The organism is Lacticaseibacillus baoqingensis, assembly GCF_003946165.1.
Taxonomy (GTDB): Bacteria; Bacillota; Bacilli; order Lactobacillales; family Lactobacillaceae; genus Lacticaseibacillus; species Lacticaseibacillus baoqingensis.
Window position 1 is genome coordinate 1 of record NZ_RHOI01000033.1, and the last position, 22,820, is coordinate 22,820.

At 52.9% G+C, this 22,820-nt stretch carries 24 protein-coding genes and 1 tRNA gene; 12 read left to right on the forward strand and 13 right to left on the reverse strand.

The window, feature by feature from the left end:
* Positions 1-25 precede the first annotated feature (25 nt).
* The 4 genes from EKM91_RS11450 to EKM91_RS11465 all read right to left on the reverse strand — a co-directional run bounded on the left by EKM91_RS11450 (position 26) and on the right by EKM91_RS11465 (position 4,370).
* Positions 26-1,501, reverse strand: coding sequence for an ABC transporter permease/substrate-binding protein (locus EKM91_RS11450; protein ID WP_125754056.1), 1,476 nt, complete (start codon positions 1,499-1,501; stop codon positions 26-28).
* The gene (locus EKM91_RS11455; RefSeq protein ID WP_125754057.1) at positions 1,494-2,438 is read right to left on the reverse strand and encodes an ABC transporter ATP-binding protein; all 945 of its coding nucleotides are present in this window, start codon (positions 2,436-2,438) and stop codon (positions 1,494-1,496) included. The genes EKM91_RS11450 and EKM91_RS11455 overlap by 8 nt, the downstream gene beginning before the upstream one ends.
* 209 nt (positions 2,439-2,647) lie before the next feature.
* Positions 2,648-3,376 carry an ABC transporter permease gene (locus EKM91_RS11460; protein ID WP_125754080.1) on the reverse strand — a complete coding sequence of 243 codons (729 nt, stop codon included), beginning with the start codon at positions 3,374-3,376 and terminating at the stop codon, positions 2,648-2,650.
* 52 nt (positions 3,377-3,428) lie between these two features.
* Positions 3,429-4,370, reverse strand: a complete 942-nt coding sequence (locus EKM91_RS11465; protein ID WP_125754058.1) for an ATP-binding cassette domain-containing protein — start codon at positions 4,368-4,370, stop codon at positions 3,429-3,431.
* 127 nt (positions 4,371-4,497) lie between these two features.
* Here EKM91_RS11465 and EKM91_RS11470 point away from each other — a divergent pair, with 127 nt between their 5' ends.
* Entirely contained in the window at positions 4,498-5,004 is a 507-nt protein-coding gene (locus EKM91_RS11470) for a MarR family winged helix-turn-helix transcriptional regulator (RefSeq protein ID WP_125754059.1), read from the forward strand.
* Positions 5,005-5,108: 104 nt separating this feature from the next.
* Here the strand turns inward: EKM91_RS11470 and EKM91_RS11475 are convergent, their stop codons facing one another.
* Both EKM91_RS11475 and EKM91_RS11480 read right to left on the reverse strand, forming a co-directional pair.
* Positions 5,109-5,855, reverse strand: a complete 747-nt coding sequence (locus tag EKM91_RS11475; protein ID WP_125754060.1) for an SGNH/GDSL hydrolase family protein — start codon at positions 5,853-5,855, stop codon at positions 5,109-5,111.
* A 115-nt stretch (positions 5,856-5,970) separates the two neighbouring features.
* Positions 5,971-6,633, reverse strand: coding sequence for an MmcQ/YjbR family DNA-binding protein (locus tag EKM91_RS11480; protein ID WP_125754061.1), 663 nt, complete (start codon positions 6,631-6,633; stop codon positions 5,971-5,973).
* A 170-nt stretch (positions 6,634-6,803) separates the two neighbouring features.
* On the opposite strand from EKM91_RS11480, the gene EKM91_RS11485 reads away from it, so the two are divergent.
* The 7 genes from EKM91_RS11485 (at position 6,804) to EKM91_RS11515 (ending at position 13,749) form a co-directional block, all read left to right on the forward strand.
* Positions 6,804-7,604, forward strand: a complete 801-nt coding sequence (locus EKM91_RS11485; RefSeq protein ID WP_125754062.1) for a MerR family transcriptional regulator — start codon at positions 6,804-6,806, stop codon at positions 7,602-7,604.
* Positions 7,605-7,636: 32 nt separating this feature from the next.
* The gene (locus EKM91_RS11490; protein ID WP_125754063.1) at positions 7,637-8,614 is read left to right on the forward strand and encodes a zinc-binding dehydrogenase; all 978 of its coding nucleotides are present in this window, start codon (positions 7,637-7,639) and stop codon (positions 8,612-8,614) included.
* A gap of 177 nt (positions 8,615-8,791) precedes the next feature.
* Positions 8,792-9,778 (forward strand): Lreu_0056 family protein, encoded by a 987-nt coding sequence (locus tag EKM91_RS11495; RefSeq protein ID WP_225419516.1) that lies wholly within the window; start codon positions 8,792-8,794, stop codon positions 9,776-9,778.
* Between the two features lie 134 nt (positions 9,779-9,912).
* Complete coding sequence (locus tag EKM91_RS11500; RefSeq protein ID WP_125754064.1) at positions 9,913-11,823, forward strand: heavy metal translocating P-type ATPase; 1,911 nt, start codon at positions 9,913-9,915, stop codon at positions 11,821-11,823.
* 126 nt (positions 11,824-11,949) lie between these two features.
* On the forward strand, positions 11,950-12,903 hold the full coding sequence (locus EKM91_RS11505) for an alcohol dehydrogenase catalytic domain-containing protein (RefSeq protein ID WP_125754065.1): 954 nt from the start codon (positions 11,950-11,952) through the stop codon (positions 12,901-12,903).
* A gap of 77 nt (positions 12,904-12,980) precedes the next feature.
* The gene (locus EKM91_RS11510) at positions 12,981-13,613 is read left to right on the forward strand and encodes a TMEM175 family protein (protein WP_125754066.1); all 633 of its coding nucleotides are present in this window, start codon (positions 12,981-12,983) and stop codon (positions 13,611-13,613) included.
* Positions 13,614-13,677: 64 nt separating this feature from the next.
* Positions 13,678-13,749: transfer RNA gene (locus EKM91_RS11515), tRNA-Glu, on the forward strand.
* Positions 13,750-14,291: 542 nt separating this feature from the next.
* On the opposite strand, the gene EKM91_RS11520 is transcribed toward EKM91_RS11515, so the two are convergent.
* The 7 genes from EKM91_RS11520 to EKM91_RS11540 form a co-directional block, all read right to left on the reverse strand.
* Positions 14,292-14,741, reverse strand: a complete 450-nt coding sequence (locus tag EKM91_RS11520; RefSeq protein ID WP_125754067.1) for a hypothetical protein — start codon at positions 14,739-14,741, stop codon at positions 14,292-14,294.
* Positions 14,742-14,851: 110 nt separating this feature from the next.
* Positions 14,852-14,998 carry a hypothetical protein gene (locus EKM91_RS13945; protein ID WP_164508562.1) on the reverse strand — a complete coding sequence of 49 codons (147 nt, stop codon included), beginning with the start codon at positions 14,996-14,998 and terminating at the stop codon, positions 14,852-14,854.
* A gap of 147 nt (positions 14,999-15,145) precedes the next feature.
* On the reverse strand, positions 15,146-15,715 hold the full coding sequence (locus EKM91_RS11525) for an SHOCT domain-containing protein (protein ID WP_125754068.1): 570 nt from the start codon (positions 15,713-15,715) through the stop codon (positions 15,146-15,148).
* Positions 15,716-15,854: 139 nt separating this feature from the next.
* On the reverse strand, positions 15,855-16,151 hold the full coding sequence (locus EKM91_RS11530; protein WP_125754069.1) for a hypothetical protein: 297 nt from the start codon (positions 16,149-16,151) through the stop codon (positions 15,855-15,857).
* Positions 16,152-16,263: 112 nt separating this feature from the next.
* Positions 16,264-16,584, reverse strand: a complete 321-nt coding sequence (locus EKM91_RS11535) for an SHOCT domain-containing protein (protein ID WP_164508563.1) — start codon at positions 16,582-16,584, stop codon at positions 16,264-16,266.
* 53 nt (positions 16,585-16,637) lie between these two features.
* Complete coding sequence (locus EKM91_RS13950) at positions 16,638-16,820, reverse strand: hypothetical protein (protein ID WP_164508564.1); 183 nt, start codon at positions 16,818-16,820, stop codon at positions 16,638-16,640.
* A complete protein-coding gene (locus EKM91_RS11540; RefSeq protein ID WP_125754071.1) occupies positions 16,813-17,133 on the reverse strand; it encodes a hypothetical protein in 321 nt (106 codons plus the stop codon). The genes EKM91_RS13950 and EKM91_RS11540 overlap by 8 nt, the downstream gene beginning before the upstream one ends.
* A gap of 119 nt (positions 17,134-17,252) precedes the next feature.
* Here EKM91_RS11540 and EKM91_RS11545 point away from each other — a divergent pair, with 119 nt between their 5' ends.
* The 4 genes from EKM91_RS11545 (at position 17,253) to EKM91_RS11560 (ending at position 22,330) form a co-directional block, all read left to right on the forward strand.
* Positions 17,253-17,954: a histidine phosphatase family protein gene (locus tag EKM91_RS11545; protein WP_164508565.1), complete on the forward strand. Its 702-nt coding sequence runs from the start codon at positions 17,253-17,255 to the stop codon at positions 17,952-17,954.
* A 119-nt stretch (positions 17,955-18,073) separates the two neighbouring features.
* The gene (locus EKM91_RS11550; protein WP_125754073.1) at positions 18,074-18,727 is read left to right on the forward strand and encodes a TetR/AcrR family transcriptional regulator; all 654 of its coding nucleotides are present in this window, start codon (positions 18,074-18,076) and stop codon (positions 18,725-18,727) included.
* Positions 18,720-20,447 carry an ABC transporter ATP-binding protein gene (locus tag EKM91_RS11555; protein WP_125754074.1) on the forward strand — a complete coding sequence of 576 codons (1,728 nt, stop codon included), beginning with the start codon at positions 18,720-18,722 and terminating at the stop codon, positions 20,445-20,447. Before EKM91_RS11550 ends, EKM91_RS11555 begins: the two co-directional genes overlap by 8 nt.
* Entirely contained in the window at positions 20,447-22,330 is a 1,884-nt protein-coding gene (locus EKM91_RS11560) for an ABC transporter ATP-binding protein (RefSeq protein ID WP_125754075.1), read from the forward strand. Before EKM91_RS11555 ends, EKM91_RS11560 begins: the two co-directional genes overlap by 1 nt.
* Positions 22,331-22,820: the final 490 nt, after the last annotated feature.

A 22,820-nucleotide genomic window follows, 5' to 3' on the forward strand; every position in this document is an offset into this window, starting at 1 on the left:
AACTCAACTCATCAAAGATAACAGTTCATCTCACGGTGTCGTGCCATGGGGTGGCTAACTTGTTCTTGCAATTTGCGGTCGAGATTTTACCGGCGATACGGTTTAAGCTTTTGACGACTTGCGGATGCGCCTTGGCAAAACTCGTCAGCATCAAAGGCGAGCCTTGATAAGGCGGGAAGAAGGACTTGGTGTCTTGCAGCAACACCAAGTGATATTTCTTGATTTGCGGATCTGTGGTGTAAGCATCTGTCACAGCCAAACTGCCTTGGGCCAGCGCTTGATAGCGCAATGACGGCTCCATGGTTTTGACGTTGTGAAACGCCAAGCCATAAGCTTGCTTTAAGCCAGGATAGCCATCGCTTTGCTGATAGAAGTCCGGATCAAAGCCGGCGCGCAGTTCTGGGTACTGGGCTAAATCAGCGATAGTCTTGAGGTGGTATTTGGCAGCGGTAGCTTGGGTGACGGTCATGCCGTAGCCGTTTTGATACGCCATTGGAGGCAGGAGGGTCATGTTAAACTGCTGGCTTAAAGCGGTTTTGCCGGTTTGGTAAGCTTGGTGCGGGTCGTGGCTGATAGGCTGATCGGTTTTAACCAGCGATTGCAAGACGGTGCCGGTGAACTCCGGGTAAATATCGATTTGCTTAGCTTGCAGCGCCTTAAACAAGAAGCTGGTGCCGCCAAAATTTCGCTTTAAGGTGACATTCACGTTTGGCTCATCGGCTTGGATCAGGTCTTTGTAGAGATTGATCAAAAGCTCGGGTTCGCCGCCCATTTTGCCGGCGATCGTGATCGTTGCGGGTTGCGAAACAGTTGCGGCATGCACGCCATAGGTCCCGCCGCCGACCACGGCCAACGCCGCGCCGCCGATCACAAGGTGTTTCAACGAAGTATGGGACAAAAGCTTGATCAATCCGCTGGCGATCAAGGCTAATCCGGCGGCCAACACGGCGCCGATCAATAACGCGGCGTTGTTGTTGCTTTGGATTCCCAGCAGGATATACGTGCCTAGTCCGCCGCCGCCAATCAACGCTGCCAAGGTGGCGGTGCCAATGATCATCACAACGCCGATGCGAATGCCTGAGAGGATCATCGGCATCGCTAGCGGCAGTTGCACGCGCAGCAGTTTATAGCGGCGCGAAACGCCCATGGCATCAGCCGCTTCGATCAACAATGGATCAATGTTGGTCAATCCGGCATAAGTGTTCTGAAAAATCGGCATGATCGCGTACAAAACCAAGGCGATGATCGCAGGCACCGTGCCGATGCCGACAAAAGGGATCAACAAGCCGAGAATCGCCAAGCTGGGAATCGTTTGAATGATGCTGGCGATTTGCAGCACGAACTCACCGGCACGGCGGTGATTCATTAAGAGTATGGCCAGCGGGATCGCGATCAAGATGGTCATGATCGTGGCGATGATTGACACGGCGATGTGTTGGCCTAAGGCGACTAAGAGTTCATGACTGTTGGCTTGGGCGTAGTGAAGGGCTTGGTTAAACATGGCTTAGGCCTCCTTTTGGGCAAGTGGCCAGGTAGGCAATCAAGTCGGCTGCGGTGAGTTGTGTCGCACCGACTTGCACGACCGATTCTGGAGCGGCATGCAGCAGTGCAGCCCAGGTATAAATGGAAGTCGAGCTGAATAAGGTTTTGTCGGCGGCGTGGTGAGCCGGCCGGCCAAAGCCCGCCGCCACCACTTGCGCCAGTGTTTGCTGTGCGGCAATGACATCTTTGAAGAAATCCGCGACAAAAGCGTTGGCCGGGGCGGCCAGCACTGCTTGCGGGGTGCCGACTTGTTGCAGGCGGCCATTGTGCAGCACCGCCATGCGGTCCGCCAGCCGCAGCGCTTCTTGCATATCATGCGTGACAAAAATGATCGTTGTGGCGAGTTTTTGATGCAGCCGCAAGATCAGGTTCTGCAACTGGCGCTTGGCCACTGGGTCCAATGCAGAGAAAGGTTCGTCCATCAACATCAGTTTGGGGTCAGCCGCCAAGGCGCGCACGATGCCGACGCGTTGGGCCTCACCGCCAGAAAGCTGTGCCGGCTTGCGCTGGGCATACAGCTTGGGATCCAAGTCGACCAGCTGCAGCAAGTGTTCGATGCGCGGCTTGATTTGGGCCTTGTCCCACCCTAATGCCTCGAGTTGCACTGCGGCATTTTGCATCACGGTCATGTTCGGAAACAGCGCGCTGGACTGGAGCACATAGCCGACATGGCGCCGCAGTTGTTGCAGGTCTTGGTCAGCCACCGATTCGCCATCGATCAAGACTTGACCGCTGGTAGGAACGACTAGGCGATTGACGGTTTTAAGCAGTGTGGTTTTGCCGCTGCCAGAAGGGCCGACTAAGACGAATAGCTCGCGCGAGTTGACGCGCAAGTTTACGGCTTGCAGCGCGGTGTCGTCAGCATATTGTTTGGTGATGGCTTTAAATTCGATCAAAATATCCGCTCCTGTCGCTCGCAGGCGTAATGACAAAATGTCACGCGGCGAGATAGTTTGGCTTAACTGTTGATGCGGCGCAATCGCTGTGTACGGCTTAAAGGAACCTGCTTGATTGCGCCAGAATCAGTTATAAACTATCTCGCCACGTGACAGTCAACGGCTGCTTTGAAGCGAGAGGATGGTTTGTTCGATTAGCTTTGTGTTACTTAGGCGCGCTTTTGATATGCCAGCAAACTCAACGGCATGAAGATCGCGATCATGCTGATGCCGCAAAGCAAGGCAACAGTGGCATGCAGCCCCCAAATACCGGTAGTCAGCAAGGTCCGCAGCGCCGTGACGGTGTAGCTGACCGGATTGGCCTGCACGATCACTTGCAGGAAACTAGGCAGCGTTTTGACTGGCACAAAGGCGTTGGATAAGAACGTCAGTGTCAAAATGATCATCATCGATAAACTGCCGATCAATTCGGCGTTCTTGGCCATCAATCCCACCAAGGCAAAGAGCCAAGAAGCTGACCAGCCGATGAAAATCGCCAATAATAAAGCCGCGGCAAGCATTGGCAGACTCACCGTCGGCCGCCAGCCCATGACCAACGCGGTGAGCAGCGCCATGATCCCTGCCAGCAGCAAGCGCAAGACGTCGCCTAGCAGTTGGCCAGCCAGCGGTACGATCGCGGCGATCGGCAGCGTTTTGAAGCGATCAAAGACACCGTGATTGATATCTTCGCGCAGCTGCTGGCCGGAACCTGATGCTGCGTTGAGGATACTTTGGATCAAGATCCCTGGTACCAACAGCGGCAAGTAGGCGTGAACACTGCCGGCAATGGCGCCGCCGAACAAATAACCAAATAGCAATGTAAACAGCACCGGCTCCATTAGCACATCGCTGAAATTATCCGGATCATGCAAGGTTTTCAGCAGGTTGCGCTGCGTCATGGTCAGGATGTTGCTTAAGGTGTGACTTTGATTAAACAAATGCCTTTCCTCCTTAGTTCTTCCCGACAGTCAGCTTAAAAAACACTTCATCCAATGATGGTGAGGTGATGGCAAATTGGCTGACGCCGATCTTGGCTGCCGCCAACTGATCAAGCAAGCCGGCACAAACTGGCAGCTGGTCATCGGCAAGGGCGACAGTTAATGACCGCTGACCAACTTGAATCGGCTGTTTGATGGCTGCTTGAAGGATCCGTTGGGCTTCTGCCAGCATCTTGGCGGCAGTGACTTGCAGGCGCAGTTGTTTGCCGCCGACGCGTTGGCCCAGTTCAGCAGGGGTGCCGATCGCTTGCAGTTTTCCGTGATCGATCAACGCGATGCGATCGGCAAATTGCGCGGCTTCTTCCAGGTATTGAGTAGTGAGTAAAACTGTTGAACCGCTTGCCACCATGTCTTTGATCACGCGCCACATTTGATCGCGCGTGCGCGGGTCTAAGCCGGTGGTAGGCTCATCTAAAAACAAGAGCTTAGGTTTGCCCACCAAGCTCACTGCCAGATCCAAGCGCCGCCGCATCCCGCCGGAAAATGTTGCCAGGGTTTGATGTGCTGAGGCGACTAGATCAAAGGCCGCTAATAACTCAGTGGCGCGGCGGCGAGCAGCGCGGTGCGTTAAGCCTGACAATTGACCAAAGATCATGAGGTTTTCAGTTGCGGTGAGGTCTTGATCAATGGCGGCGGTTTGACCAGTGACGCTAAATTGCTGTTTGGCCAGGCGGCTTTGGGTTTGCGTATCAAAGCCGTTAAGCAAGATTTGGCCTTGATCTGGACGCAACAGCGTTGTCATCATTTTGATCAAGGTGGTTTTGCCTGCGCCGTTTGGGCCTAGCAAGCCGAAGATCTCGCCTTGATGCACGTTAAACGAAACGTCTTGCACGGCAGCGTGGTTGCCGAAGTGTTTAGAAATATGATTGACTTGGATCATGTTAGGATTGGTCATATTTGCCTCCTTGAGATTTAATCAGGTGACCTGACTAAAATATCATAAGGGCCCCTGATTAATATGTCAAGTGCGCTGCTGGGTAATGCTGTATACTGAAGAAAACAAAAAGATGGGATGATGTGTGGTGGCAAATGAAGCCAAAGCGGAGTTGGCAGCGGGGAAACTGGCAGAGTATGAGCAGCTCAGCAAGATCTACGACGATATCGTCAAGCAAACGCGGCCGCATTTAACAGTGGAAGGCCAAGGCAAGATCTTGCTGGCATTGACAGATGAAGATCACCAATCGCAGCGGCAATTGGCGACGCATTTGGGGATGTCGCCGCAATCGACCAGTGAATTTGTCGCCAAACTAGCCAAGCGCAACTTGGTGACGTTAAGCAAATCGACCAAAGATCGCCGCGTGAATCTCGTCAGCTTAACTGATGCAGGCCGCCAAGAAATTACGTCTGCCGCCCAAGAAGTACCGCCGTTTCTGCAGGCGTTGAGTGAGGCGGAACAAGATCAGTTGGCGGCATTGTTGACCAAGATCACCAACGCCATGTACGCTGATATCGACGCGGCCAATCCGACTTTGGGGGTCAAGTTCCATAAGCTGTTTGCGGCGCATTATTTGAAGCGGTTTAAGAAATAAATCAGCGGCGCTTGCTAAAACACACCAGCCCAGCTGCCATGATCCTGGCAGCTGGGCTGGTGTGTTTTGACGTTGTGTGATAAACGCGGTGATGCGGGGCCGACTTAGCGCAAAAGGGCGCTTAATCGGGCGCGAAAAATCGGCGTCCACAGTTTTGCATAGCCCAGTTGCGTCGGGTGGGCATCGTCAAACATTGCAAAAGCGTGCGCGCTGGTGGCACTGGCTAAAGCTTGATCATGACGCAAATCGAGGATCGCAAAGTCGTACTTGGCTTGGAGCTGATATAGCTTGGTGATCAGCTGTTGATACTCAGCGTCAGGTTTGCGCAGACAGGTATAAAACATGATCGGGCAGTGCCATTCCTGATTGACCCGGGTGATGATGGCTTCGATGGCACCGATGGTCGTGGTGGTGTCAAAGTCACTGACGCCAGCGGCTGTGATTGCACCTAAGGGTTTGCCGGCGCGGCCGTCGTTGGTGGAAAGTTGACAGACGAAAGCGTCAGGTTGGGTTTGCGGCTGGAAGCGGGCAAAGCGGGAAATGTAGCTGCTGTGCTCATGCCCGGCTAAAGTGGTGCCAGTCACGGCCAGCTTATCGGCAATGATGCCGTCGCTGGCCACCAGATCGTCGACAAAAGATTGCCCCAAAGCGGCAGCCCCATATGTAATGGATGAGCCTAAGAAGACAATATGTTTGCCGTATAAAGGCGAGCTGGGGTTTAAGGTGAAAGCAGCAGGCGCGTATTTTGGCTGATTGCCAATGATGAGGCTGGCGGCAGGTTTGCGGTACTTGATCAGCAAGGCAGCTGCTGCAGCCAAACTGACAGCGGGGATGATAGTCGATTTTTGCATGAATTGGACCTCCTGCGATAAGGGTAGGGCGAAGGCGCGGCGCTGACAAGTGAATATATTACCCAAAAAGGGTCACGCCGAGAAAGTGCGTGGAGCGCTCAACGTGACACTGTGGTTATTTGGCCAGCTCCCGACTGTCTTTAACATACCCCATTAACGTTTCCAGCGGCGTACCGTGGTCCAGTTGGTAAGACAGCCAGTGCTTTTTGTTCATATGATAAGCCGGCAGCGCCGTTTTGGCGGCCAGGCGTGCCGTGACGACTGCAGGATCGGCCCGCGCCACCAACACATCCACGGCATCGGTCCCGTCTAGGCCCAATTTATCAGCGGAGACTTTCACCAACAAGGCGTACCACTTGCGGTTGTCGCTGCGGCGAATGATCGCGTTGTTAGGAAAGTTGGCCCACAAGAATTCAGGGTGCTCGTCGTACTTTTTGCCGATAGCGTCGATCATGGCGTCCATTTGCCCGGTGGTAAACATGGTGGGCACAAAGCAATCCTTGGCGATTGCTTCAAGTGTGGCGACATATGCACCGCGGATCTGGCCGACAAACATGCCAGAGTTGGCCGGATCCAGGTGCAAAACATAAGGCAAGCCGGATTCTTGATCGATCACGGTGGTGGTGACCGTGTCGTCTTTGATCGTCACGACTAACTCGAAGCCTTGCACCAGCGGGGTTTGATAGCGCCACTGGGCTTGGTCATAGGTGAAGCCGAAGTGCTTGAGCTTGGCGGCGTCTGGCTGCCGGTGCTTAAAGATATCATCTTGAATTGACATGATGGATCCTTTCTTGAAATTAATGGGTTGACTGTCACGCTGCGGGACAGTTTACACTGATGTTGTTCCGGCGGCGTATCACCAAAAAGCGGCAATGGTGCCTGGTCGCACTGTGCTAAACTAGTTATAAACTATCACGTCGCGTAACAGTCAAGGCAAAGGACGATGCAATGCTTAAAATTAGTGACATGGCGAAGCTGGCCAATACCACCCGGCGGACGCTGATCTTTTATGACGAACAAGGGGTGTTCAAACCTGCGCAGAAAAGCGATTCAGGCTATCGCTACTATGATTATAAACAACTTTATGATCTGATGACGATCCTGGGATTGCGCAATATCGGGTTGTCGCTGGAACAAATCAAGGCCATTCAAAGCGGCGGTCAGCCCGCGCTGCCGGTGCTGCGCCAAGCGCAAGCCAAAATCAGCGACCAGATCAAGAAGCTGCAGCGCATTCAAGCGGTGTTGGATCAGCGGCTGCACCAACAAGCCCAAACTTCAGCGCCGCAGTTGTATGTGCCTGAAGTAGCCACGCTGGCACCTGCGACGTTTTGGTGTTCACGCAAGGCCGTTGATTGCACCGAGCAAGAAGTCGCGCAGCTGTTTGCAGAATTTTATCAAGAACTCGATGCTATGACCCTGCTGGATACGGCGACGTCGGGTTTTTTGACCGATTTGCCGGTGAGTGATCCGGCGGGTTACAAAGATGCCGGCTTTCGGATCTTGAAAGCCACGGATCAAGCTGACAGCGCCGATTATCTGCCGCTTTTGGAAAAGCCTGCCGGCCGTTATGTGCGCGTGTGGATCGAAAACACTGCTGCTGGGATCGATCGCGGCTTGAAGGCGTTGAAAGCTTACTGTGAGGCGCAACACCTGCAGGCCCAAGACCGCTTATGGCAATTGAATTCCGGCGATACGCTGGTGGAAAATGGGGCGACGCAATATGGCTGGCTGGAGTATGCCGTCAGCTGAGCGCCGCAGCCCGTTAGAAGGAGGGAATTTTTATGCAAGCAATTAAACTGACTGGCCCTTGTGCGGCAAGTGACTTGAAACCAACTGAGGTGCCAACGCCAAAGCCCAAGGCCGGGTGTGATGTGGTGCAAGTTAAGGCGTTTGGGGTCAACGAATCTGAAGTCACCAGTCGCAAAGGCGAGTCGGATGGCGATTTTCAATATCCGCGGATCTTGGGCATTGAAGGCGTCGACGTTGTTTCAGCCACTGCACCAGATTCGCCTTACGCGGTTGGCCAGCAGGTGGCAATGATGATGGGCGGCTTAGGCCGCGCCATCGATGGCGCTTATGCGCAGTACTGCTTGGTCCCGCACACTGCGATGATCCCGCTGGACACCAAGCTCGACTGGGCGACAGTCGGCGCCTTGCCGGAAATGCTGCAAACCAGCTACGGCTCATTGCACACCGGCTTGGCCTTGCAAGCTGGTGAAAGTGTGTTGATCCGCGGCGGCTCGTCGACGGTCGGCTTGATGAGCATCGCCTTGGCCAAAATGGCTGGTGCCACGGTGTTCGCCACCACGCGCAATCCCGCCAAAGTCGACAAGCTCAAGGCCTTTGGCGCCACGCATGTCTTAATTGATGATGGCCAGCTTGCGCCTCAGGTACACAAGCTCTTGCCTGATGGCGTGGATAAGGCGCTGGAGCTGGTGGGTACGACGACGCTGTTTGACACGTTTGCTGCAGTCACTGCCGGCGGCCGCGTGTGCTTCGCCGGCGGGCTTGGCGGCGGTTGGGATATCGCGCATTTCTCACCGTTTATGATCCCTAGCGGCAAGTCTTTGACCAGTTACGCCGGCGAAGCCAAAGATCTGCCGGCGCAGGCTTTCAATGAGGTGCTGCAAGCCATTGCTGATAACCAGCTCAAGGTGCCGATCGCCCAGGTGTATCACGGCCTTGAACAAGTCGGTGCCGCCCAAGCTAATCTGGAATCCGGCCATTTTGTGGGCAAGCATGTGGTGGTGTTAGCATAATCGATAAAATCAACCGTCGACACACGTCTTTGTCGGCGTTTTTTTTGTGATCATTGAAATGTGCGGCATAAACTATTATGGTGGTACGTAGAGATCAGTAGGCATCGATCCAAGCATTTTTTCGGCCGCTTGGGGCGATCGTTACTTTTGGGTGTTCAAAGAATAAGGGGTATGATGATGAATCAACGCAATACCGGCTTCGGCCGACTCATGGCAATCGGCGCGACGCTAGGATTAGCTGTGGCGCTGCTGGCAGGATGCGGGCAACAAAGCAAACAAGGAGCCGCATCCAGTACCAAAACCTCAAGCAGCGTGGCGGCTAAGGCTAAGTCGCAAACAACGAGTGCGTCAAAGGCATCCGCACAAGCGTCATCGCAGGCCAAAGCCAAGACGCCTTGGGACGCGGCCAAAGATCAGCAACTCAAGGCATTCATCGATCAATGGGCGCCGACAATGGGGCAAGCCTACACCGAATATGATGGCCATCATCCTTTGAAGACGTCGACTGGGGTCACTTATCCTGACGCGTTAAACGGCATGGCCATCAATGGCGACCCAGGGACGATCGGGTGGAGCCCGCAAGGCAACGGGAACTATGATTACAACGTGGTGGCGATCTACAACTATGATGGCACCGTACCGCCATTGCCTAACCGGATCACTTATGTCTTTGCCTTTCACCATTCACAGCCGGTTGTGTTAGTCGATCAATCCCGCGATGGCGAACCGGCGTTGTCCCCCACGCAAAACGCGGATGTGCGCAATGGCTTCACCAAAGTCGCCAATGGCACCGCGCCGGCTAAAAGCGCGCAGCCGGCAGCTAATCAGGCCGCTCAGTCCCAAGCATTAGATCCAAAAACCGTTGGGGTGCTGTTGGCAGAATATCGTGGCGATAATGTGACGGCAGATAATTTTTTGCATTTTGCCAACAACACTGCCTTATATCCGTATATCGTAGACAGTGAAACAGCTGATAGTCAAATCCCGTATCGCATCAACAAGACGGATGTGACTTATGGGGTGCGCGATCCGAATCATACGACGTCGGAAAACGTCTTTATCGATCATACGGTCAGCTTGCAGGACTTGCAGGCTAAGTATTACCATACCCCGGCGCAAATCGCGGCGATCAAAGCCGTGGTCGCGCGCTTGAAACTAGAGTAAGTGCGTTTTAACCCCGCCGCTTAGGAAAAATTCCTGGGCGGCGGTTTTTTTTGACCAAACTTGATATAGGTCAAGTTTAATTGTGCCCCATCACGGTAAGCTGTACTTGTAAATAAGAGAGATGGGGTGTCAATATGAAGTTTCAAGCGTGGCTCCAAAAGCATACGAATCATTTAACCGCTATCGTCGCGGCACTGATCGTCATTGGCTATGCCAGCAAGTGGCTGGCGCAAAACACATTGATCTATAACGCGGCTTTGATCGTCGCTTCGATCATCGCCGTGATGCCAATCGCCTTGCACGCGTTTCAGGCGTTGAAGGTCAAGGTGATCTCAATTGAATTGCTGGTCACCATTGCAGTGGTCGGGGCATTCATCATTGGCGAATACAATGAATCCGCGATCGTGACCTTCTTGTTCTTGTTCGGGAATTTCTTGGAACAAAAAACACTGTCCAAGACCCGTGAGTCTATCAAGTCATTGACCGAAATGGCGCCGACCACCGCCGCAGTGGTCCAGCCAGACGGCTCGACGGCAGACGTTGATGTCGATGATGTCGATGAAGGCGACGTGGTTTTGGTCAAAACCGGCGGCTCGATCCCAGTTGATGGGGTGGTCGTTGACGGGCAAGGTTACACCAACGAAGCAGCGATCACCGGCGAGTCTAAGGAAATCAGCAAGGCCGCAGGGGATCAAGTTTATTCCGGCTCTTTGTTAAGCAACGGCTATGTTCAGATCAAAGCCACCAAAGTCGGCGATGATACCACCTTCGCCAAGATCGTCGAATTAGTCGAAGATGCCCAAGATACGAAGTCGCATGCCGAAAAGTTCATCGATCGGTTCTCACAGTATTACACACCAGCGGTTTTGGTGATCGCCTTGCTGGTCTTCATTTTCTCCCGGGACTTCAAGTTGGCCATCACGGTCTTAGTGCTGGGCTGCCCAGGGGCGCTGGTTATCGGCGCGCCAGTCTCCAATGTCGCCGGCATCGGCAACGGCGCCAAGCGCGGCATCTTGGTCAAAGGCGGCGAAGCGATGGATACCTTCTCCAAGATCGATACCTTCGTGTTTGATAAAACCGGGACGCTGACAGAAGGCAAGACTGCAGTCACCAAAGTCTTGACTTACACCCAAGACAAACAAGCGGCACTGACTGCCGCCGCAGCTGTTGAAGCTGTTTCTGATCATCCGCTGGGCCGCGCGATCATCGCTTATGCCGATGAGCAAGGCTTCGATTACCAGCACACCACCCTCACCGATAGTCAAACGGTGAAGGGACAAGGCATCAGCGCAACGGTCGACGGTCATCAGCTGTGCGCCGGCAATGCTAAATTGCTTGCCAGCCACAACGTCGCGTTATCCAGCCAGCAACAAGCTGACTTAAGCCAGCTGCAAGCCAGCGGCAGCTCAGTCGTGATCGTCGCTCAAGATCGCCAAGTCGCCGCGATCATTGGTATCGCTGACGTGATCCGCACTGATCTGAAAGCCCAATTAGCCGCACTGAAGCAAGCTGGCGCCAAGCATCTGGTGATGTTGACTGGGGACAATGCCCAAACCGCAAATTTTGTGGCCCAAAAGCTGGGTATTGATGAAGTCCATGCCGATCTGTTGCCAGATGAAAAGGTGAAGTTTGTTAAGCAGTTCAAGGAACAAGGACGCAAGGTCGCTTTTGTCGGGGATGGGATCAACGACAGCCCGTCGCTAGCGACCGCCGATATCGGCATCGCCATGGGATCAGGCACTGATGTGGCGATCGAAACCTCGGATATCGTCTTGATGCAGTCGAGCTTTGACGCCTTGGTCCATGCCTTCAAGCTGGCCAAGAAGACGGTATTGAACACCCGGGAAAATATCGTGATCGCGATTGCCGTCGTCGCCTTCTTGCTTTTAGGCTTGATCGCCGGCTTCATCTACATGGCCAGCGGGATGTTCGTTCACGAGATCAGTATCTTAGTCGTGATCTTCAACGCTATGCGCTTGATCAATTATGGCAAGCATGATCACACCAAGACGCAACAACCAGCTGCCAAAGCACTGGCAAATTGATCCACACAGGCCCACGCCAAGCGTGGGCTTTTTCTATGGCGCAAAATCAGTGCCGAGCGGCTTGCGCACGTGCAAGGACGGTGATACGGTAGCGGTATTAGACATGATCAGAAAGGACGCGACAAGATGCAAGCAATCGTGATCAACCATGCTGGCGGGCCAGAAGCCTTACAGCTGCAGGAGGTGCCTACGCCGCAAGTGAAACCAGGCTGGAGCTTGGTGAAGGTCAAAGGGTTTGGGATCAACCACTCAGAGATCTATACCCGCAAAGGCGAATCGCCAAGTGTGCATTTTCCCCGGATCTTAGGGATCGAATGTGTCGGCGAAATCGCCGAGACGACTGCACCTGACCAACTCCCCGTCGGCCAGCGGGTGGTGAGCTTGATGGGCGGTATGGGCCGAGAATTCGACGGCGGGTATGCCGAGTATGCGCTGTTGCCCAATGAACAGCTGTATCCAGTTGCCACGAAGTTGTCATGGGCAGAGTTAGCCGCCGTACCGGAAACTTATTTCACGGCTTTTGGCTCCTTGCAACATGCGCATATCACTGAGGCAACGGCACTGTTGATCCGCGGCGCCACTAGCGGCGTCGGTGTCGCGGCCATCAAGTTGGCCAAGGCGATGAATCCGGCAGTCACCGTCAGCGGCAGCACCCGCCGGCAAGCGAAGTTTGCTGAATTACAAGCCATCGGCTGCGACCACCCGGTGTTAGATGAAGCAGGGCATTTGCCAGCCGCCAACCGCTATGACGCGATCGTGGAGCTCGTTGGTGCCAAGACGCTGCAGGATTCCTTGGCGCATCTATTGCCAGGCGGGTATTGTTGCGTCACCGGCGGGCTGGGCGATCAGTGGACGGTGCCGGATTTTGATCCTTTTGCCTTGCCGAATGGTGCCAGCTTGACCAACTTTGAATCTGGTGCGGCCATTAACGGTCCCGCTTTTAATGCGCTGTTGCAGCTGATCGACCAACACCACATCGATGTGGCCCCGAGGCAGACGTTTGATTTAGCGCACACCGCAGACGCGCAGGCGGCTTTAGAAGCCAGCGACAGCTTTGGCAAGGTGGTCGTGTTGGTGTAGTCTGAGCAGGTCCTGGCAGTTGACATTGACTGACCTTTGAGTAAAATGTAGATAATCGGAAAAAGAGGGGTGAGTATATGCCTAAAGATCGGATCAATGCTTTAAGCGATGGGGTTTTTGCCATCTTATTGACGATCTTGATTTTAGAATTTAAGCCAGAAACGATCCGCCCTGGCAGCCTCGCCACCGTGATCAGCAAGCAAGGGCCGCTGTTTATCATGTATGCGATGTCGTATTTTTACGTCGGGACCAGCTGGCTTTTTCATCATGATTATTTTCAATATGTGAAAAAGACTAACCGGATGTTGAATATCTTGAACCTGGGCTTGTTGTTCACGGTCACCTTGGTCAACTACGCGATGGTGCTGTTGATCGAGGCGCTGACCAATGGCAATGCGCGAGACATTCAAGTCGCGTTCATCATTTATGATATCGTGGCCATGTTGATCTCTGCCAGTTTCTTGGTGGTTTATCGCTTCTTGGAGCGGCATGTCGAATTGCGCAATTTGGAAGGCATCGAGCAGCATTATAATCGGATCCGGATGGACCCTGCGCGCAGTGTGGGGATCTATATTTTATCGATCATCGCGTCGTTTTTCTCCAACACATTGGCGGGGATCTTGCTGGTTGCCGGTGTGGTTTTTCACTTCATCGCCTACCTGCGATTCTCTCGTGTGATCCATCTCGGTGTGAAGAAAAAGGCAGAATGATATTGACATTATCGCCAATTCCTGTAGAATATTTATTGTTCTGATAAACAGAACACAGGAATATTGCCCGTTGGTCAAGGGGTTAAGACGTCGCGTTCTCAGCGCGAAAACACGGGTTCGAATCCCGTACGGGTGAGACATAGAACAAATCAAAAGAAAAGAAAGCTCCGAATTGCCGTTGTGAAGGCATTTCGGGGTTTTTGTTTTGCGAAAAAATCGATTCCTTCAAATATTATTGAGGAAAGGGTTCCGTTATTAACAATATTTGGAACTTCCGGCTTGGAATTATGTGACAACACCAAAAATTCTAGACGCCAAAATAAAGAGCCAACCTCTTTCGAAGTTGGCTTAAATGAAGCAGTAACTGCTATCAGGCAAAGCCATCAAGTAGCGAACGGTCGAACCGTCCTTTCCTCAGTAAGTACGTTAGGCGATTGGGGCAAGAGAGTCAATAAATTTGATCAAAGCAGCAAATGACTAATGTAAGAAAGGATTGCTGGAGGATATTTTCTAGATGGTCAGTTATTTAACACGATGAAAAATTCCATGATAACTTTTCAGTTACAGCTTTTTAACATGAATATAAACTTGACGCAAACCTTTCGCCGGCAGTTGCAAACGGTGGTTGGTTAGTGGCTAAATACCACGTTGATTACTCTGCCTTGAAGTGGAGAGTAATCAGTTGCTGGTGATTCCCAAGGCGTATTTCAATTGGATCTCACCAGAAGAACACATAATGTCTGGTGTGTTTGCGAGGGCATCGCGTTCACTCATACCGTGTTGCATCTTGTAGACTGCAGGAGACACGCCGTACTTGTTAATGAAACCAGTTAGCGTGTTTTCATCAGTCGAAATAGATGATGAGGAAGCTTCACTTGATTGGGCAACCTGGGCCGCTTGCTGACTGCTGGCTGCTGCAGAATGTGCTGCCGCGCTGGCTGCGGCAGATGAGGTACGAGAAGCTGAAGCAGCTTGACTTGTTGCGGATGCGCTGGCAGCTTTTGCTTGAGCCGCTGCGAGACGACTAGCGCTTGCTTTGGCCGCTTTTTCAGCTTTGGCTTTTGATGCACTCGCAGCAAGTTTTGATGCTTTTGCTTTGGAACTTGATGCTGATTGCTTCTTTGCCAAGCTACTGGATCTGGCTTTGGCGCGACTCGCGTTTGTTTGACCAGTCGCTGACCCACATGCTGTGAGCGATAGTGCCGCCATAAATATTGTGCCAAGGATAAGTGGTTTGCTCATTGTTCCCCCAAATGTTCCAGTTTTAACGGCGATCCTGCTTCATAAGCGTGAAGCACTTCATCGGGGTAAGGCTTTTGCGTGTTGTTGATGATAAATGCGGTGAAGGTTTCCGCAGCCCATTGGCGGAAGCGCTTTGATTGCAATGATTGCCTCTAAGTCGTTGAACTCCACTCAGTGATTCACGGCTGGGCTGCTAGTGTGCAATATTAAGTGGTTGGTGTATTTTATGCACGAACCACGACGGGATCTATTGTCACATTGCCATCGTCTAAGTTAGATTCGATGTGCGATTAAAATTCCAGCTTGTCATCGTCATGATCCTCATCAAGGATGCGGCGCTTTTGCTGATCGAATTCTGCTTGAGTGATCGCGCCTTCGTCTAGCAACTCTTTGTAGCTGCGGATCTGATCAGCTTTGCTGGTTTCGGCTGCTTGCAGACGGGCTGCTTCGGCTTGCTGAGCGGCAGCTTGTTGACGCTTTTTAGTGGTGTAATACCAAATGCTGCCACTGATTACGGCGACCGCTAAAAAGATGTACCAGTAAGTGATCAACAAACCAATGCCTAAGATAATGATGAACGACCAAAGGCAGCCGTTGCGATTGCCGCTTTTGCCCGTTGCAACGCTTTTGGCGGCTGTGGTCGATTTACGGTGCTGAGTGGACTTACCAACGGTGCGCAAGTCGATCGTCGTCTTGTTGTAGACTTTGTTGTATAGCTTGCGCTTAGGATGGGCCCACCCGGCACCGCGTTTGCCATAACCCGGGATCAGTGCCCGCTTGATGCTGCGAGTGGCCCGTCCTTTGGTTTTGGCGGAAAAAGATTTCTTGAAACTGCGGCGTCTGATACCAACTTTAACCAATTAGGCTGCCTCCTTGTCATGGGTAATCGCTGCGACCCGGCTGCTGCAACCGGACACGATAAATAGTGAGATAGCGAAAAAGTGGTCCCTCAAGGTGTGATCCGCACCAATAACACCAACCCGATCGCTTCATTTACAGTCATAGCCCCAGTCCTGTACGTCGGGAAAACAGATCATCGTCTGCTTGTTGCAGCATGGCTTGCCAATCAGCAAAGCGAGTCTCGTTTTGGACTTTAGCGTCTAATTGGGCTTGCGGCAGCGCCTTAAAAGTCGCGGCGTCGGTGACACCCAGGTCACTTAAAAAAGCGCGGATCGAGGCGGAATGCGTATATTTCATCATGAATGCGGGCGTGAATAATTCGGTAAAAGGGTACTCATGGCTCACATGGTCTGCGTCATCTAAAAAATGTGAAAGTTCGTCAAATGCATCGCTCATCAAAACACTTCCTTTCAAAATGATTATCGCATAAGCAAGGCGGCGTGGCATGGCCAATTGGTTTTGCTGCATGAAAAAAACCGCTGTTCCAACATGGAATAGCGGTCGCAGGTTAAAATTGTAAGTCGTCTGGGCCATCATCGTCTAAGAGCTTGCGCTTTTGCCGGTCGTATTCGGCTTGGGTGATCGCGCCTTCGTCGAGCAGTTGCTTGAATTGACGCAATTGCTCGATTTGTCGTTGGGTTTGAGTCTTGCGCTCAGCGGCTGCGGCTTTTTGAGCGTCTTCGGCGGTTTTTTGCTTGCGCCAATACCACCAGAAAGCACCGGCCAGCACGATGAGGGCTAAGGCCACGTACCAGTAGGTGACGAGGAGGCTGACGACGATCATGATGGCAAAGATGCCCGCGCAGCCGATACCGGATGATTTTTTCATGGTTACTCCTTGGATGCACCCAGGCGTGCTGGTATGCTTGAGATAGCGGGTAGTCAGCGGGCGTTGCGCCACAAGATAATGGCGTAAACCAAGCAGATCAAGGCGTAAGCTACTGTCGGGATGATCAAGAAGATGAGCCATCCCCAGCCGATCGCGTATTCGCCGACCCAAAAGAAGAACGCTAAGATCGCCGCTTGAATGGCGCGCATCGCCATGGTGAAGTAGGGCTTATTCAAAAGAGACCTCGATGAAGTTCGCGTGTGCTTGCGTCACATGGCTCAAGGTCAGCCAAAGGCTTTGCGGCACTGGCGGTTCATCCGGGTCGATCAAGTTGGCTAGCCAAGCGATCAGCGCCGGTTCTTGTTGGATGAAGTCGTCATCGACGCGCGTGGCTTCGAGGCGGTCATTGGGGAAAAGCTGCTGTTGGTAAGGAAAAATCACCGTATCTGGTAGGCGGAAGGCGACGACGTTCTGGGCTTCACGCGGGATCCGATGATACGCGGTGGGGTGGGTCTGTAAATAAGTCAACAACATCTGCGCGATTTTCACGATAACGCCTCCGACTTTAGTCTCTATGGGGAATGTCGTGAATATGATAGCATGAAAATAAATAGCTGACAAAACTTATCCACTGTATGCGGTTCCAGCAAGCGAAGGGGGAAGTTAATGTGACAGTCACATTGTATTTGGTGCGCCATGGGGAAACAGCGATGAACAAGGCGAGTCGGTTGCAAGGCATCTCTGATGACCCGCTTACGGCCAAAGGCCAAGCAGAAGCGGCGCGATTGGGACAGTGGCTGGCAGAGTTGCCGCTTACGGCGGCGTATTCCTCTGACCGGCTGCGGGCATCCGCGACGGCCCAAGCGATCTTGCGTGCTCACCCGACAGTGGTGCTGCAGCAAGATACCGGCTTGCGGGAATATTACTTTGGCAGCTTAGAAGGGCAGCGCGATCGCCTTTTGGTGCGCAATTCGCTGGCCCGCTATGGATTGATCACGATGACGCGGGCGTGGACGCAAGGCGACCGCTTTGCCCAGTTGATCCGCAACTTCCAGCGCTTAGACCCCACTGGCCAAGCCGAAAGCCTGCCGGCATTAAACCAGCGGGTGATGGCCAGCTTAAAGCGCATCGCCGCAGCTCAGCCAGCAGGGGCGCAAGTGCTGGTGGTCGCACATGGCGTGGTGTTAAGCGCGGCGATCCACACCTTGGCGCCGCAAGCCTTGCCGACGACGCTGTTGAAAAACACCAGTGTCACGCAGGTGCAGGTGACTGGCGATAATTGGGCCGTGACGGCGGTCAATCTCACCCGGCATGCGGCGATTGCGCGGTTGGTGGCCGCCGCCAAAAATTCTGCTAAAAGTCCCTTGTAATTTATAGTAAGCAGCGTATAATGACAAGTTGTCACATGACGAAGCGTCATGATATCGCGGGCTACTCAGGCGTTAGCCGCGGCTAACGTCTTTTGTTTTGCCCTAGGAAGGAGCCATTTATGCCTAAACCGACTTTTTTTCGGTTACCAGATGAAAAACGCCAACGGTTAGTTACTGCCGCTTATGCGGAATTTACCCGCGCCCCGTTTGCAGAAGCCAGCATTTCAAACATTATCAAAGACGCTGGTATCCCTCGCGGCAGCTTTTATCAATATTTCGAGGATAAAAGCGATGTCTTTTTCTATCTGTTAGACCGCATGCGTCAAAGTACGAAAACATGGATGAAAGACACGATCGACGCGCAAGCAGGGGACTTTTATGCCGCGATCGCCGAAGTGTTCGACCATGTCATCAATGACTTAGTCGATGGCCCATATGCCCCATTTTATCGGAATGTTTTCATGTATATGGATTTTCATTCGGCTTCTAAAATGAGTCCGGTCCATCCGCCCAAACCGCCACAAGGCAAAGGTGAGCTGGTCGGGTATTTGGTCGCGCATGTTGACCGTTCGCGCTTGCTGCTCCAATCTGATGAGGATCTGCAACTGTTGATCCGCATGGTGATGGGGTTATTCATGCAAACACTCGGATATTACTACAATCGCTTGAGTCAAGGGGAACAGATCCCGATCACGGAACTCAAGCGCCGCCTCGCACAAGAACTTGAATGGCTCCAACACGGGACGGTAAAGAAGGAGGAACAACATGATTAAACTCGCCAAAGGCCGCATGTCGGCTGGGGCTGTTATAGGGGCGATCTTGTTCATGGTCGTGCAGGTCATCAGCTCCTTATACCTGCCGAACTTGACGGCGGATATCGTCAACAACGGTGTTGCCACAGGCGACATCGATTACATCTGGCATACCGGGATGTTAATGGTCGCGTTTTCGATCTTAAGTGTCTTGGCCGCGGTGGGCAACGTCTTTTTAGCGGCGCGGACCTCGCAGAAACTGGGCCAAAATGTGCGCCATGATGTCTATTCAAAAGTGCTCAATTATTCTCACGACGAGCTGGATACCATTGGCACCAGTTCCTTGATCACCCGGACTACTAACGATGTCACCCAGCTGCAAAACGCTTGGATGATGATCTTGCGGATGATGATCATGGCCCCGATCATGTTGATCGGTGCCAGCTTCTTGGCTTATCAAAAAAATCATACCTTGACCACGATCTTCGTGATCGTGATCCCGATCATGTTGATCTTCGTGGGTATTTTAATGAAGTTTGCGGTGCCATTGTTCCGCAAAATGCAGGAAAAAACCGATAAGATCAACTTGGTCTTTCGTGAAGGGCTGACGGGGGTGCGGGTCATCCGCGCATTCCGGCAAGATAAGTTCGAACAAGACCGCTTCGACGATGCCAACTTGGATTACACCAACAATGCGATCAAAGTCAACACGATCATGGCCTTGGCACTGCCAGTGATGACGCTGATCATGTCTGGAACCAACATCGGGATCACTTGGTGGGGCGGTCATTTGATCGCGCAACAATCCCTGGAAACTGGGAACATGATCGCGTTTGTGACTTACGCGATGCAGATCTTGATGAGCTTTATGATGTTGGCAATGATCTTGATGTTCATTCCGCGGGCGCAAGCTTCTGCCGTGCGGATCAATGAAGTGTTAGACCAAACCACCACCGTGATCGGGCCAAGCGACCCGCAGCCGATCGGCAAGACGCCTAGCTTGGAATTTGATCATGTCACCTTCCGCTATCACGGTGCTGAAGAGCCGGCACTGACAGATATCGATGTCACCGCCCATGCCGGGGAGACCTTGGCGATCATTGGCGGCACTGGGAGCGGCAAGACCACGATGATCAATTTGATCCCGCGTTTTTATGATGTCGAAAATGGTCAAGTGCGGGTCAATGGGACACCGGTCGATCAGGCTGACTTGAAGCAGCTGCACCAAACCATCGCCTTTGTGCCGCAAAAAGCGGTCTTATTCTCAGGCACTGTGCGGGAAAACATGCAATATGGCAATCCCAATGCCACTGATGAAGAGATCTGGCATGCGTTAGACATTGCGCAATCGCGTGATTTTATCGCCGAAAATCCAGAAGGACTCGACTATCACGTCGAACAAGGCGGCGGCAACTTCTCTGGCGGCCAACGCCAGCGCTTAGCGATCGCGCGGGCGCTGGTCAAAGACGCCAGTGTCTATGTCTTCGATGATTCCTTCTCGGCGTTGGACTTCAAGACCGATGCCGATTTGCGCCAAGCGTTGAAAGACGACGAACAGATCTCTCAAAAAGTGGTCGTCATCGTTGGTCAGCGGGTGTCCACCGTGGCTGATGCCGATACCATCGTGGTCTTAGATGATGGTAAAATGGTCGGCCGCGGCACCCATGCCGAATTGAAGGAAACAAACACCACCTATCAAGAAATCATCAAGTCACAAATCAGAGAGGGGGATGAAGCTTAATGGCCGAAAAAACAACTAGCCGCCCTGCAATGGGGCCAGGCCATGGCCATGGTCCTGGCGGCCGTGGGGGCTTAGTCGAAAAGCCGAAGAATTTCTGGGGCACGACGTCTCGCTTGTTTGGGTACATGAAGTCGCGTTGGATCGGCATCGGGGTCGTGTTAGTGTTTGCGATCATCTCCACGATCTTCCAGATCCAAACGCCTAAGATCTTAGGTAAAGCCACCACCGAGATCTTCAAAGGGTACATGAAAGGCGTCGCCGAACAAAAAGCCGGCATCAAATTGACGGAATTTCCGATCAATTTCTCCAAGATCGAAGGCATCATCATCACCGTGATCTTGATGTACTTGGCGTCGGCGCTGTTCTCCTTCTTGCAGCAATATATCATGACGCGCGTGGCCCAGCGCACGGTGTATGATTTGCGCAAGGAACTCAAAGACAAGATGCAGCGAGTGCCGATCAACTACTATGACACCCACAGCAACGGGGACATCATGAGCCGGGCGATCAACGATATGGATAATATCGCTTCGACTCTGCAGCAATCCTTGACCCAAATGGTGACGTCGCTGTTCACTTTCGTTGGGACCTTGTGGATGATGCTGTCGATTTCTTGGAAAATGACCTTGATCGCGCTGATCACCATTCCGTTATCTTTGGTGATCGTCGGGATCGTGGCGCCAAAGTCTCAGAAGTTCTTCGCAGCGCAACAAAAAGCGCTGGGGTTGTTGAACAACCAAGTCGAAGAAAACTTTGCCGGCCAAGTGGTATTGAAGTCATTCAACCGCGAAGAAATCGCCATGGAAGCTTTCAATGCTGAAAACGAGCGCTTCTTCAGCGCCGCATGGAAGGCCCAGTTCGTTTCTGGCATCATCATGCCGTTGATGATCTTCTTAAACAACATTGGTTATGTCTTCGTCGCCATTTTCGGCGGAGTCGGGGTAGCCAATGGGACGGTGGCCTTAGGGGATGTGCAAGCCTTCTTGCAATACACCCAGCAGTTCTCCCAGCCGATCTCGCAGCTGGCCAACTTAGCCAACACCATCCAAAACACCATTGCCTCTGCAGAACGGGTCTTTGAAGTCTTAGACGAAAAAGACATGGAAGATACGCCAAGCGGTGTCCCTGCTGTGGCCAACGATCCCAACAAGCTGGTCATGGATCATGTGAAGTTCGGCTACGATGGCAGCGAACTCTTGATGCAAGATTACAACTTGGAAGTCAAACCAGGGCAAATGATCGCCATCGTGGGCCCAACTGGGGCCGGCAAGACCACGGTGATCAACATGCTCGAGCGCTTCTATGATGTCAAAGGCGGCTCGATCCGCTTAGACGGCGTAGACACCCGCGACATGACACGGGAAGCTATGCGGAGCCATTTTGCTATGGTCTTACAAGATACCTGGCTGTTCACCGGCAGTATTTGGGACAACCTCAAATATGGTAATGAAAAGGCCACAGACGAGCAGATCATGGCCGCCAGCAAAGCGGCCCATGTGGATAACTTCGTGCGGCAGCTGCCTGAAGGCTACAATACGATCTTGGATGAATCGGCATCGAATATCTCGCAAGGGCAGCGGCAGTTATTGACCATCGCCCGCGCATTCGTCGCCGATCCGGATATCTTGATCCTTGATGAAGCCACCAGCTCAGTTGATACGCGGACTGAAGTGCACATCCAACACGCCATGGCGCGCCTGCTCAAAGGCCGCACCAGCTTCGTGGTCGCGCACCGCTTAAGCACCATCCGCGATGCCGACAACATCATCGTGATGAACCACGGTTCGATCATTGAAACCGGCAACCACGATAACTTGATGGCCAAAAACGGCTTCTATGCTGATCTGTACAACAGTCAATTCTCAGGAAATGTCGCCATCTAACCCAGAGCGGAGTGGCGCGCACTTAGCGCGTAGACTAGTGTGTACTGTCGGCGTTGTGGCGTAGCCACAATGACGGCAGTGCCGCTAGGCCTAGCGCGTTGCGCCACGCAGCTCGACGAAAAACCCAGAGCGGAGCAAGCCGGTTTTAGGGGTGTGGGTAAGACAGCCTGGGTGCGACGCGGCACGCGGCGTGACCGGGATGCCTTATCCGCGACCCCGTTGGCTTGCGCAGCTCGACGAAAAACCCAGAGCGAAGCAAGCCGGGTTTAGGGGTGTGGGTAAGACAGCCTGGGTGCGACGCGGTACGCGGCGTGACCGGGATGCCTTATCCGCGACCCCGTTGGCTTGCGCAGCTCGACGAAAACCCCCAGAGCGGAGCAAGGACGCACTTAACGAGTCAAAATAATAGCCACTGGTGCTGGGTTGCAACGCAACCCAGCGCCGGTGGTTTTATTTTGCGCTCGCGTTGTCCTAGCGCAGCTCGACGAAA

What these genes read in the sequence shown, in the direction of transcription:
- EKM91_RS11535 (WP_164508563.1), bottom strand. Translation starts at nt 16,584, where the DNA reads ATGAAAAAATCATCCGGTATCGGCTGCGCGGGCATCTTTGCCATCATG.
- EKM91_RS11505 (WP_125754065.1), top strand. Translation starts at nt 11,950, where the DNA reads ATGCAAGCAATCGTGATCAACCATGCTGGCGGGCCAGAAGCCTTACAG.
- EKM91_RS11460 (WP_125754080.1), bottom strand. Translation starts at nt 3,376, where the DNA reads ATGACGCAGCGCAACCTGCTGAAAACCTTGCATGATCCGGATAATTTC.
- EKM91_RS11530 (WP_125754069.1), bottom strand. Translation starts at nt 16,151, where the DNA reads ATGAGCGATGCATTTGACGAACTTTCACATTTTTTAGATGACGCAGAC.
- EKM91_RS11495 (WP_225419516.1), top strand. Translation starts at nt 8,792, where the DNA reads ATGAATCAACGCAATACCGGCTTCGGCCGACTCATGGCAATCGGCGCG.
- EKM91_RS11450 (WP_125754056.1), bottom strand. Translation starts at nt 1,501, where the DNA reads ATGTTTAACCAAGCCCTTCACTACGCCCAAGCCAACAGTCATGAACTC.
- EKM91_RS11490 (WP_125754063.1), top strand. Translation starts at nt 7,637, where the DNA reads ATGCAAGCAATTAAACTGACTGGCCCTTGTGCGGCAAGTGACTTGAAA.
- EKM91_RS11465 (WP_125754058.1), bottom strand. Translation starts at nt 4,370, where the DNA reads ATGACCAATCCTAACATGATCCAAGTCAATCATATTTCTAAACACTTC.
- EKM91_RS11510 (WP_125754066.1), top strand. Translation starts at nt 12,981, where the DNA reads ATGCCTAAAGATCGGATCAATGCTTTAAGCGATGGGGTTTTTGCCATC.
- EKM91_RS11500 (WP_125754064.1), top strand. Translation starts at nt 9,913, where the DNA reads ATGAAGTTTCAAGCGTGGCTCCAAAAGCATACGAATCATTTAACCGCT.
- EKM91_RS11560 (WP_125754075.1), top strand. Translation starts at nt 20,447, where the DNA reads ATGGCCGAAAAAACAACTAGCCGCCCTGCAATGGGGCCAGGCCATGGC.
- EKM91_RS11485 (WP_125754062.1), top strand. Translation starts at nt 6,804, where the DNA reads ATGCTTAAAATTAGTGACATGGCGAAGCTGGCCAATACCACCCGGCGG.
- EKM91_RS11555 (WP_125754074.1), top strand. Translation starts at nt 18,720, where the DNA reads ATGATTAAACTCGCCAAAGGCCGCATGTCGGCTGGGGCTGTTATAGGG.
- EKM91_RS11475 (WP_125754060.1), bottom strand. Translation starts at nt 5,855, where the DNA reads ATGCAAAAATCGACTATCATCCCCGCTGTCAGTTTGGCTGCAGCAGCT.
- EKM91_RS11480 (WP_125754061.1), bottom strand. Translation starts at nt 6,633, where the DNA reads ATGTCAATTCAAGATGATATCTTTAAGCACCGGCAGCCAGACGCCGCC.
- EKM91_RS11550 (WP_125754073.1), top strand. Translation starts at nt 18,074, where the DNA reads ATGCCTAAACCGACTTTTTTTCGGTTACCAGATGAAAAACGCCAACGG.